Origin of the sequence: Microcoleus sp. D3_18a_C4 (assembly GCF_036702415.1) — a bacterium.
Taxonomy (GTDB): Bacteria; Cyanobacteriota; Cyanobacteriia; order Cyanobacteriales; family Microcoleaceae; genus Microcoleus.
In genome coordinates this window covers 100,210-111,970 of the sequence record NZ_JAUBTI010000014.1, presented here as the reverse complement: position 1 = coordinate 111,970, position 11,761 = coordinate 100,210, and the positions used below count along the sequence as shown (strand labels likewise).

The window sequence follows — 11,761 nt, the reverse complement described above, 5'->3', positions numbered from 1 at the left end:
CGTCCCCGCTCGCGATTTGTAGCATACGCGAGCGGGGACGCTCGCACTATAATAAAAAAAATGCTTTTTGCAAAACTGAGATGCTCCCCTTTAATCTAATAGCCTCCAGCGCCTTGTTTAGTTTCCAAATTCCTAGGGCAAAGATTCGAGATATTGCAGAAAGTCGAACAATTCTTCTCGATTTAAGAAATGGCGCGCTTCTTTGCCATAACCTTGTTTGAGATAATCTTTTCCTTGGTTGGCAGTCCAGCCCAGCCGCTGGATTTCCTCAGTGGTTCTGCTATAGATTTCTAGATATTCTAGGAAATCTACTAACTCTTCGCTAGAAAGCTCTCTCTGCGACGACTTGCCGTAATTGTGTTCGAGACACTGGGTTTCCTGTGGTTTTTTCCATCGCAGGCGTTTGAGGATGGCGTCTATTTGGGCGATCGTATCAGAATTATCCTCGATCGCATCGCTGGGGATTCCCACTGCGATCGGTTGCAATTCCCGGAGTTCGGCCGCACCCTGTAGCAGTTCACTTTGGCTAGTAGTCGGCACATCCAGTTCCTGAAGTGGTTCGCCGTAGCTAGAAGAAAGCCAAGCGTCCGAGTCTAACTGCTTCGGTACAAATCCAGTAGCCTCGACGCGATCGACCGTTGGAGGCAGCGGTGCCGGTACAGGTGCGATCGGCTCTTCATTTAATTTCGCTTCAGTCTTGACAAAATTGCTTTGATGTGTTTCAGGCAATTTGTCGGCAACAGGCATTTCGAGAACCGGAAGAGGAACACTTGTCGGCCCAACAGGAACCGGAACAGCAGGAGGAGGGGGAGGGGGAACAGCAGCAACCGGGGAAACAGCAGGAGGAGAGGGAACAGCAGGAGGAGGGGGAACAGCAGCAACCGGGGGAACAGCAGGAGGAGAGGGAACAGCAGCAACACTCGCGATCGCACGATCGGGCGCAGCAGATCCAAGAACAGCGATCGCTCGCAACCGGGCGCGGTCTTCAGCATCCTCAACAGACTCAGCAGCCGACATAGCCGTAGCCAGAGTTTGGCCGTCAACCTGAACCAGACAGCGAACAACAAACTTACCGTGATGAACAGTCAGCAACTCACAAATTAACTGTCCAGCGGGATAAAGGGCGCGAAATTCAGCAAACATAATTTTTTGACCCCGAAACCAGAAGGGGCTTGTGACTTAAGTTTAGTACACAACCACGCCTTAGTTGCTTGATTCTTCAACATTTCTTGAAAACGTGAGGGCGATCGTGTAAGCCCAGGTACATCTAATTGTTACAGACAAGTTTGATGAAATTCTTGTGGGGAGTAGGGGTTGGGCGTCAATCGATTTTAGATTTTAGATTTTAGATTTTAGATTTAAGCATTGACCCCACGGATAAATTCGGGGGCTCCTTTATCGGATACAGGTTTTTTATTTCTGGACGGATCAATCCGGGGGCTTGTATCCTGGATGCTTTCGGTCACGCCCGCCCAAAAAGACAATTGAAATGCCCAACAGCTTAACAGAAAGCGACTAAAGCCAAGCTCGATCGTCCGAGAGATCGCGAAAATTTTAAAAATTACCCCTGGTCAGGCTTGGCTCAACAACAGCCCAGAGAAAACAATTTTCTGAAAGCACCTATTCAACATACAATAAATTAAAGGTGAATCATCCGCGCAACCTTTCACGCCACTAAACCCCATCCCACATCCGGCAGTTTAAGCTAACAAGCACCGGGCGTCATTTCTACCTATAGGAGATGGCACAGCAACTAAGCAAAAGTAGTAAAAGTCTCCGGTTTGCGTACCTGCACTTTCTACAGCACAGATTGCTCCCGACCCGCTCGTTGCACCTCCGTCCGCAAGGACTGATCGCGTGCACAAAAACAAGGGCATCGCAGCAGCGAGCTACTAGCAATTTTGCCTTAAAGATCCGGTAAATTCTTTGCTAAAGCAAGAAGCAAGAGGCACTTCAAAAGGAAGAAGGAACAAGGCAGAAGGAACAAGGCAGAAGGAAGAAATGCAAATTTTATCCGTCTCCATCGCTCCATCGGCCCATCCTCGACTCAAGCCGTCGCTTTCAGTATCGAGCCATCTTTTAAGAACCGACAGGGGCTTTCTAATTTGCGAAGTGCTCGGCGCTGCTGACCTAAAAGCAAACAAACCAACGCTAAAAAATTGTATTGGGGAATAGCGTGCGGGACAGTTGTCTGCACCGTCAGCAGTCAGTTCAAGACAGACAGCAGACAATTAGCACCAAGCCGGTGTCGGGAGAGAATCTCAAAAAAACCTCGCGATGAAACAAGGTGGCTGTGCTCGCGTCTCCACCTATCAACCCGCGCATTTGTTGGGAAGCAGGCACTGCGAGGGCCCGAGGGGGTGCGGCTGATTTCGCCAAAATTTAGACTAATTGCTGGAAACAAGAGGATCGATCGCTACATGGAATTTTCTATCGCTGCACTGCTGGCAAATTTTACAGAAGACAAATTAGTGGCTCCTAAAGCATTGGAGAAAAAACTCGACTGCAATGACGCCACCAGTCAACTCAAACTTCAAATCGCATTAGAAGCTCTAGAGAAAATTGGCATATTAGTCAAAGACAAAGGCCGCTATCGCCGAGTAGCTGAAGACGACGTAGTAGAAGCAAAACTGCGCTGTTCGAGCAAAGGATTTTGCTTTGCAATTCAAGACGCCGAAGGCTCAGAAGACGTTTATGTGCGGGAAAGTCACCTCTCGACAGCTTGGAATGGCGATCGAGTCTTAGTCAAAATCATCAAAGAAGGTAGCCGCCGCCGATCGCCCGAAGGCGAAGTCATGCTCATCCTCGAACGCGCCAACCCCTCGGTACTGGCGCGAGTCAAGCAAACCGCCACCCCCACCGGCCGCGTCAGCTACAGAGCAATCCCCCTGGACGATCGCCTGTTGTTTGAACTAGACTTGCTCGCAAATGGCACAAATCTCCAAGAGGCGATCGACCACCTAGTACACGTCGAAGTCAAACGCTACCCCCTCGGCACCCATCGCCCAGTCGGCAAAGTAGTACAGGTACTCGGTTCCGACGCCGAAGCCGCTGACGACCTCGACATCGTATGCTGCAAACACGACTTGCCGCGATCGTTCCCCGCCGCCGTCATCAAAGCAGCCGAAAATTTGCCCAGCAAAGTCAAAAAAACCGACATCAAAAAACGCCTAGATTTGCGTAACGTTCTGACTGTTAGCTTCAGCAAAAACGAACCGGGAACAAGCAACAGCGAAAACGATACCCCTCGATCCCAGGAGGAAAATCTGTCCGAAGGAGGAGGCGAAAACGAGTTTGACCCGACATCATTCCTGTCCGATCCGCCAGTAGAACGCGCTTTGTCGATCGAAACCCTGAAGCCCGGCCGCTGGCAAATAGGAATCCACGTCAGCGATGCCGCCGAGTACGTGCAGCCAGAAACCCCGATCGACCGCGAAGCCCGCAAGCGAGGCACCGCCGCCCATCTGGGGGAAAAAATCATCGCCGTACTGCCAGAAACCCTCAACGAGCGCTGCTCCCTCCTGCCAGACAGCGAACGGCTGGCCTTCAGCATACTGCTCACCCTCGACCAATCAGGAGAACTGCTAGAATACGAGATTCAAACCAGCGTCATTCAAATTGACTACCACCTCACCTACGAGCAAGCTCAAGCAATTCTCGAACCAGGCGATGCCGAAGAGCACCCTTTATCCTCCGCCCTCCGTCCTTTCCTAGATCAACTCGGTGCCGCCTCACAGGCTGCCAGACAGACAAGGCTCAAGCGAGGAGCTTTTGAACTAAATTTGCCCGACGCTAACTCTCACTTCGACGACGAAGGCGAATTAGGAGCTTTTGCAACGGCTCCCCCCGCCCAGTCGGCTGTCTCCGAGTTGATGGTACTTGCCAACCAAGCCGTCGCCACTCACCTGCAAGCCTTGGGAGTCCCAGCAATTTACCGCGTCCAGCCGATGCCAGACCCGGCCGACATTCAAGAGTTCATCAAACTCTCCAACAACCTCGGAGGCGAACTGTATCTCGAAACCGAAGAAGAAGTTTTGCCCTTGGACTTTCAGCGATTTACCCAGCAGTTTGCCGGCCTTAAGTCCGAAAGAGTTCTCACCTACCTGCTAGAAGACACCATGAAGCCCGCTGTTTACAGCACAACTCCCAAGCCGCACTTCGGTTTGGGGCTGTCAGAGGGTTACACGCGCTGCACTTCGCCGCTTTCCCGCTACGCCGATTTGCTGGTGCTGCGGGTGTTGCAAGCGGTGTTCGAGCAAGGCCGCAGCAGTCGCACAACACGGGCTAAGGAAAAAGTTGACTTGCACCATTCCTCCTGTCACGGTCAAATTACTTGGAATGTTCTCCCCCCAGATTTGCACCACGAATTTGAGACCGAGTTCGCATCGGTAGTAGTACACCTAACCGAACGCGAAAGAGTTGCTGAGGATGCCGAAAGCGATTTGCAGGGATTGAAGAAAACCGGATTGATGAAAGAACGCACCGGCCAAACTTTCCAGGGTTTGATTACAGGCGTGCAGTCTTACGGTTTCTTTGTGGAAATTGAGGTGCGGCCGCCGGAGAGCGATATTCTGCGTGTTGAGGGATTGGTGCACGTTTCTTCGCTCAAGGATGACTGGTACGAATATCGATCGCGCCAGCAAACTCTGGTGGGCCGCAAAAACCGCAATCAGTACCGTTTGGGCGATCGGGTAGAAGTTCAAGTCAAGAGTGTGGATTACTACCGCCAGCAAATTGATTTAGTTGCAGTTGGTGGCGGCAGTCAAGCTTTTGATGATGATGAGTAGTTAGTTGATAGTTGATAGTTGATAGTTGATAGCTAACAGTAAAGGTAGGGTGCGTCGCCAGTTTCCAACTCTCGCCTGTTTCTAACAAACGTCTGCTGTTCAGAAACCGGGTTTCTTGATGAAACCCGGTTTCTGAAGTCCGCTTCAAGAAAAATCAGGTTTTTTTGCAAATATTGCGGTGCTAAAATTCGATACTTTCCCAAAAAATCAGGTTTCTGGACTCGAGTCAGTGAAGGATCTAGAGCATCTGTGAGGAGGTGGGGTGGAAGGCTTTCCCGCACACCAAGGCGCATATTTCTAGTCTCTCCGAACAAGACCAGCTTTTGGCTAAGTCTTTTTGATACCAAACATTTTCTAGCACTTCTTTGATAGATTTGCTGCGGAGGTTGTTAAATCCTTGCCCATATTTTTCAAACAGAGCGATCGCCTGGGTCATATAAGTGTCGCTGTAATGAGCGTATTTGGTCTGAGCTGTATAGCAGCAGGGCCACAGTTCAGCGTCAAAACTAACGTAAATTTCAGCTTTCTTTTGCGACTGGCAGTTAATTTCAATGCCCTGAAAATAATTTTCTAATCCTCCATATTCTTGGACGGCTTTGCGAAAGTTGGGGATTTCTGGATTTTGATACTGGGGTAAGGAAGCCGGCTTGAGTTCTACGGAGCTTTCTTTGTTCGCTTTAGCAGCTTTAGCCGGAGCAATTTCTTGAGCGAGTTGGAGTTTAACGGCTTGCTGAAAAGCTTCATTTGCTTCTTCTATTTTACCTAATTGTGTCCAAACTTTGGCTAAATTTCGATACACTCCTGAAAAATTTGGTCGAATTTCCAGCGCTTTTTGATAGTGAGAAATTGCGGGTTCCCATTGTTTTTTAGAAGCATAAACGCTGCCCATATTTGCCTAAACTTCGGCAAATTCTGGCTGAATTTCTAGGGCAGTTTTATAGGAGTTCATCGCTTCCTCCAGACAGTCTGTGAGCTGTAGCAGATTGCCTAATGTTTTGTGAGCGACGGCAAAGTTTGACTGAATCTCAAGTGCTTTTTGACAAGCTAAAAATGCTTGTTCTAAATTTTTTTCCGCTAAATAATCTTCAGCTTGTCGGTGAAAATTGAGAGCTGCTTTTTCTAGGGTGATGGGGGTAGAACGATCGCGCTTTTCCTGCGTCTGGGAGTCCACCTCTGCGATCGCCTCCTCCTTTTCTCCGACTTCATCAACCTCTGACAGCGCAAAGCGAGACGTTGCTTTAGCTTGAAATTTAATAAACCCCAGTCTACGGGCTAAAGCGCGAGCTTCTTCGACTTGGTGTTGATTGTGTTCAAAGACTAAATATTGCCACTCTGCTTGGCCACCGGCGCCAATAAAGGCCTCGACGGATTCCATAATCCGGTTCCAGTTTGTATTGCGACGGTAGAGGTGGTTGGTATCCGCTAATCCATCGATGGCAAAAATAACGCGATCGTCTGGTTGATTCAAAATTTTGGCCAGTTGTCGCCACCAATCAGGGCTGCGTCCGCTACCATTGGTGTACATCCAAAGGTAATTGACTCCCATTTTGTGAAAATACTTTAGCGCCGGGAGAGTGGTATTACTCACCATCGCATCCCCAAAGTTGCCGCACAGGTAAATCCAAGACAACTGAGAGCAGAATTCTTTAGGGAAGATTCTCTTAATATCTGCTATTGTCAATTCTGTCATTGGCAAAATAGGGTTCCCCGTGCGCGGACACTGAGGACAACCGGCATTACATCGGGAGGTAATGTCTAATTGCACTATTTCGATATCTTCGTATCTTAAGAACATTGTCTGCCTCCCCTGATGTTAATAAAGTAAAGTTAGTAGTTCTATTGTGACACCGAGTTGGTCGCGCGGCTATCAGGATGTAAGATGGGGCTGGGATCGGGAGCTCTGGCGATCGCAGTTAGCCTTTGTTTTTGTTAACGAAGAATAGGGTAATGATAATCCTGGCGAGCGCAGTCGCATACTTTCTTGTAGTATCCGGGGGTGTTGCAGGTGGCTATAGGTTTCGCCTTTTATTGTTATTAAGAGCGAGCGCCACGCAATCATTGAATTGATTGATGAGTGTTGTGGCTGTTATTAGCACCTATCGCGCTATAATTAGTGAGCTTATTGCTGGATAATTGCCCATGACTAATTCTGTTTCAGTCCCCGCCCAACCTCTAATTGTAGGAGTTACCGGTGCATCGGGACTGATTTACGCGGTGCGAACCCTAAAATATCTCTTGGAAGCCGATCGCGCGATCGAACTGGTCGCTTCCAAGTCTACTTACATGGTTTGGCAAAGCGAACAGAACACCCGAATGCCCGCCGAACCCACGCTTCAAGAGGAATTCTGGCGGGAACAAGCAGGAGTAGCCACAATGGGTAAACTTCGGTGTCATCCCTGGCAAGATGTCGGTGCTAATATTGCTAGTGGCTCGTTTCGCACCCAAGGGATGATGATTATTCCCTGTAGCATGAGTACGCTGGGGAAATTGGCGGCTGGCTTGAGCTCGGATTTGCTCGAAAGAGCGGCAGACGTTCAGCTCAAGGAAGGGCGAAAATTGGTACTTGTGCCTCGCGAAACGCCTTTTAGCTTGATTCACCTGCGGAATTTGACTACCTTGGCGGAAGCTGGAGCTAGAATTGTACCAGCGATTCCCGCTTGGTATCACAATCCGCAAACTATTGAAGATTTGGTAGACTTTGTGGTGGCTCGCGCTTTAGACCAGTTGGGAATTGATTGCGTTCCTCTCAAACGCTGGAAGGAAGAGGAGTAATAATTAGTCATTAGTCATTAGTCATTAGTTATTAGTTATTAATGATTTACAAATTACAAATTAAATTTTGATATGCGACCTGTATTTTTGCTAGTAATTGTGGTAGGGCTGACTATTTTTGCCCTGCAAAATGTGGATCCGGCATTATCGCTGGTGTTTTTGGGAGTTCGATCGCCTGCTGTGCCCTTATCTATCTGGATTTTGCTGAGCATGGCGGTGGGATCTCTCACATCTTTATTGATTTCTGGTTTGCTCGCTTTTTCAAATTATCTATCTCTAACGGCAGACCGCGCCGGCAGATCCAGTCGCAGCCGTCCCGATACTTTCCCAGAGGACATGAGAACGCCTTACACGCCACCTCCCCCTCCTAGAAAACAGGGAATTGACCCGGATATGAATAGGGAAAATAGCCAAACTCAGGCTGCTGGTTCCTACCGAACTGAGTACGGCACATCGGCGGGTTACAGAGCCGGGACTTTCCTGCAAGATACTCCGAACCCGGATGGGGCGAAGGATTACGCTCAACCGGGGACTTATGCAGCGGCAGACGATGAGGATGATTGGGTCTCAGATGGCTCAAAATCGGGTTCTCAAGGGGGCGATGACGATTGGGGGGACGATCGCGATTTTCCCGATCGACCGCAGGTAAATGATGTTCCAGTGGCAAATCCACGGGCTTACGAAGCTCAGCAGGAACCGAAAAGCAAGTCTTGGGCTGGCTCAGTATATTCTTACGGCTATCGAGATCCGAGTCAGTCTGGGGTGGGGCAAACTGAGGCTGTATACGATGCAGAGTATCGGGTGATCGTTCCCCCGCAAGAGGCGATACCTAAACCCGCTGATGAAACACCAATAAATCCTCTTGCAGAAGCAGATGAGGATTGGGGATTGGATGAGGGTGATGAGTTTGAGGACGACGATCGCCCCAGTGGCCGATCGATTAACCTGAAAAAATAGAAAAATATCGGAGGATTTGGCAGTGGATGGGTTGAGGGGAGTAAATATCTATCTTGTCGGGATGATGGGTGCGGGAAAAACAACGGTGGGGCGGATTTTGGCGAAAAAATTAAAATACCGTTTTTTTGATACTGATGAACTAATTGTTCGAGTTGCTAATCAGTCAATTGCTGAGATTTTCGATCGAGAAGGGGAAGAGGCTTTTCGGGAACTAGAAACTAAAGTGCTCGGTGAGTTGTCTGCGTATCAAAATTCGGTTGTGGCTACGGGCGGCGGCATTGTGACGCGATCGATGAATTGGGGTTACTTGCACTACGGTGTAGTAGTTTGGCTGGATGTGCCTGTTGATCAACTGTACGATCGACTGCGTTCGGACACCGCTCGACCCCTACTGCAGGAGGGCGAGATCAAATCTAAGCTGCAAAGCCTTTTGAAAGAGCGAGAGCGTTTCTACACTCAAGCAGATGTCCGAGTCTATGCTGGTGTGGGTGAAAGGCCTGAAGCAGTGGCGACTAGGGCGATCGAGGAAATCCAAAAAGTTATCAAACCAGAAACCGGGCCCGATCTCAATTGATACATTCAGAAACCGGGTTGCTGAGAAAATAAGCTGTCACGCATTTAAATTGCATATTTAGGGCGGGCTCTTAGGCCCAACCCCTACTCCCCACAAAGCTTAGATTATTTTTTGACATTCAATTTAAATGCACAACAGCTTAACAGGTTTCTGAGGACTTTTGGTATTAGTTCCCAAAAATAATGCAACCCTACGCAAGCTCCAAACCACCAGCTTAATCTGTCATTCCCAAAATCTAAAATCTAAAATCTAAAATCTAAAATGGTATGAGGATGTGGCGATGCGGAGATTTTATACAAGAACTAATGGCAGACTCATCTAATGCGTTAAAGTCGGCTATTGAGTTTTCCCTAAAAATAAAATGGCCCCACCGCTGAAGGGCTGTAGGGCGCAAGGACAGTTAAACGCTAACTTGATTGTCGGGAAATTTAGCATCAATGCTACCCTGCTATGTGACGATTTTACGATCGTCCATTCCCTCATCAACTCTCCCGTATCAAAAAATGTAACCCAGCACCGATCGAATTTAATCTGTCCTATTCTAAAAACAATACCTCATGCATTCTGACGAGCAGCTCCCTAAAGCTGCTTTTTTATTGGGATGAGTTTTTGGCTGCGGGACTTGCGGGCTCTTGGGAATAACATTTTGAGCAACAGTCCCTCCACCTCAATACTGCCCTAGGGGTTTTCAGTTCCACTCCCGGTGTGTCGGTAATTAGTAATTGGTAATCAGTAATTGGGAATTAGTAACGCGCAACGGGGAATCGGCAATTGAGAAGCTTTACCTCACGAGGCTGGAAAACTACTATGATGCGCGGAACGGGGAATTAATCCGGGGGTGGGGGATTGAAAAAAAATAAGCTGTATTTATTGATGGGCGAGCTGATAGTTTTGGGCTACATATCCGTTGCGAGTTATAGAATTTGGTTGGATGAATTTCCCGTTCCTCATTAAGAGAATACAAGCTTGCCTGTCCTTGACCAAAACTCGATCGCTCCGCCCAACCCCACACCTGTTAAAGAAATGGTAGCTAATACCGCAAAAGCCCGCCAATTCTTCCAACCAGACATTTGAATATCGAGTCTTGCCAAAGCTCCGGCTGAAATCAAGAGTAAACAAGTAGCAAAAAGGTGCAGCCAAGCAAAAACTACCACTGCCACAAAAGCTCCTACAATAATAGAAAGAAAAGCACCGATATCACTCGAAAACCACCGCAAAATTAAGGCTTTTATGTCTCTCAGAGGGAACGACAAGGCGACAGCAAATAATAAAATTGAAGCTATGGCTAGAAACCAAGTCAGGTGCGGGGGAACATCAAACTCAGATAATTTCCAGCCAAAAGTGAAATAAGTAACAAAAAGTAGAGTTAGGGAAACCCAAGAGTTTTTTTTCATCCAATCGCACCATTAGGAGAACCAGGCAAAAAAAAGATGATGCTCCCGATGAGTTTGTACAGGGCCTAGAGGTTAGTAGAAATAGCTTGCACCGGACAAGTAGGGATGCACTGCTCGCAAACGATACACCGCGATCGAGCAAAACTTAGTTTAAAGCTTTCTGGGTCAAGGGTCAAGGCTTCTGTCGGGCAAACTCCCGTACACAAACCGCAGTCAACGCAGATATCTTCGTCTATGAGTATTTCCCGACTGGCTAGGGAAACGCCGATATTTTGCGATCGCATCCAGTCGATCGCCGCTTCTAGTTGGTCGATGTCCCCTGATAACTCTAGCACCAGTTTGCCCACTTGATTCGGAGCCACCTGAGCGCGGATAATGTTGGCTGCAACATTAAAATCCTTTGCCAGTCGATAGGTGACAGGCATTTGGATCGATCGTTGGGGAAACGTCAGTGTTACCCGTTTTTTCACCCTGCAAGTCCTCGGTAATTTACAAACAATCTTTGTTATCTTATGTTTTAGCGCACTTGGCCTAATTCTGGCTTCTTCAAAAAATTTTATGAGATTGGTCTGATTATCTCAAAATGTGCTATAATCTGAATCTATTATTTAAGATACAAACATAGAAATAAAACCGCAATATATTTTATGACCCAGAATTCGCCCAACTCAACTGTCGCCCCCGCCGCAAAAAATCCCGAAACAAAAGTCGCCACGCGCCTCAGAAACTTATTGATCGTGTTAACAGCGATCGCCCTTTCAATATCAATCTTCTTCGGGCTGCAAACCCAAACGCCGTCAAGCAGTCTCACCGACATGGCAAAAGCTTCAACGCCATTAGAAACAGCTTTGGTAAATGGCAAACCGACACTGATGGAATTTTATGCTAATTGGTGCGGTAGCTGTCAGGCAATGGCTAAGGATCTGAGCGAAATCAAACAGAAATACGCCGAACCGATGAATTTTGTGATGCTGAATGTAGACAATGACAAATGGCTGCCAGAAATCACAAAATATCGAGTAGATGGCATTCCGCACTTTGTCTATTTGAACGATAAAGGCAGCGCCGTTGCTGAAACGATGGGCGAAATGCCGCGCAGTATTATGGAAGCTAACTTAGAAGCTTTAATTGCAGGAAAACCTCTGCCACACGCCCAAGCAGGCGGTCAAGTTTCTAATTTTACTCCCCCCACAGGGCCTGTGAAAACAAGTAGCTCCGACCCCCGCGCCCACGGCTCTCAAGTACAGTAAATGAAGGAAGAGAGAAAAGGGAAGAAG

General features: G+C 48.0%; 10 protein-coding genes. 5 read left to right on the top strand and 5 right to left on the bottom strand.

Going from position 1 to position 11,761, the window contains the following annotated elements:
• Nucleotides 1-132: 132 nt before the first annotated feature.
• Nucleotides 133-1,143: a hypothetical protein gene (locus QUB16_RS10015; protein WP_333315805.1), complete on the bottom strand. Its 1,011-nt coding sequence runs from the start codon at nucleotides 1,141-1,143 to the stop codon at nucleotides 133-135.
• A 1,277-nt stretch (nucleotides 1,144-2,420) separates the two neighbouring features.
• Between QUB16_RS10015 and QUB16_RS10010 the strand changes: the two genes are divergently transcribed.
• Nucleotides 2,421-4,787, top strand: a complete 2,367-nt coding sequence (locus QUB16_RS10010) for a ribonuclease R family protein (RefSeq protein WP_333315804.1) — start codon at nucleotides 2,421-2,423, stop codon at nucleotides 4,785-4,787.
• A gap of 238 nt (nucleotides 4,788-5,025) precedes the next feature.
• Here the strand turns inward: QUB16_RS10010 and QUB16_RS10005 are convergent, their stop codons facing one another.
• Nucleotides 5,026-5,676 (bottom strand): tetratricopeptide repeat protein, encoded by a 651-nt coding sequence (locus QUB16_RS10005; protein ID WP_333315803.1) that lies wholly within the window; start codon nucleotides 5,674-5,676, stop codon nucleotides 5,026-5,028.
• 6 nt (nucleotides 5,677-5,682) lie between these two features.
• Nucleotides 5,683-6,582, bottom strand: coding sequence for a hypothetical protein (locus tag QUB16_RS10000; protein ID WP_333315802.1), 900 nt, complete (start codon nucleotides 6,580-6,582; stop codon nucleotides 5,683-5,685).
• 344 nt (nucleotides 6,583-6,926) lie between these two features.
• On the opposite strand from QUB16_RS10000, the gene QUB16_RS09995 reads away from it, so the two are divergent.
• The 3 genes from QUB16_RS09995 to QUB16_RS09985 all read left to right on the top strand — a co-directional run bounded on the left by QUB16_RS09995 (nucleotide 6,927) and on the right by QUB16_RS09985 (nucleotide 9,090).
• Nucleotides 6,927-7,559, top strand: a complete 633-nt coding sequence (locus tag QUB16_RS09995; protein WP_333057892.1) for a flavin prenyltransferase UbiX — start codon at nucleotides 6,927-6,929, stop codon at nucleotides 7,557-7,559.
• Between the two features lie 72 nt (nucleotides 7,560-7,631).
• Entirely contained in the window at nucleotides 7,632-8,516 is an 885-nt protein-coding gene (locus QUB16_RS09990; protein WP_333315801.1) for a LapA family protein, read from the top strand.
• Nucleotides 8,517-8,538: 22 nt separating this feature from the next.
• Entirely contained in the window at nucleotides 8,539-9,090 is a 552-nt protein-coding gene (locus QUB16_RS09985) for a shikimate kinase (RefSeq protein ID WP_333035087.1), read from the top strand.
• A 950-nt stretch (nucleotides 9,091-10,040) separates the two neighbouring features.
• Here the strand turns inward: QUB16_RS09985 and QUB16_RS09980 are convergent.
• Entirely contained in the window at nucleotides 10,041-10,484 is a 444-nt protein-coding gene (locus tag QUB16_RS09980; RefSeq protein WP_333315800.1) for a hypothetical protein, read from the bottom strand.
• A 65-nt stretch (nucleotides 10,485-10,549) separates the two neighbouring features.
• A complete protein-coding gene (locus QUB16_RS09975) occupies nucleotides 10,550-10,954 on the bottom strand; it encodes an NIL domain-containing protein (RefSeq protein ID WP_190741019.1) in 405 nt (134 codons plus the stop codon).
• A gap of 177 nt (nucleotides 10,955-11,131) precedes the next feature.
• Here QUB16_RS09975 and QUB16_RS09970 point away from each other — a divergent pair, with 177 nt between their 5' ends.
• The gene (locus QUB16_RS09970) at nucleotides 11,132-11,734 is read left to right on the top strand and encodes a thioredoxin family protein (RefSeq protein ID WP_333315799.1); all 603 of its coding nucleotides are present in this window, start codon (nucleotides 11,132-11,134) and stop codon (nucleotides 11,732-11,734) included.
• Nucleotides 11,735-11,761: the final 27 nt, after the last annotated feature.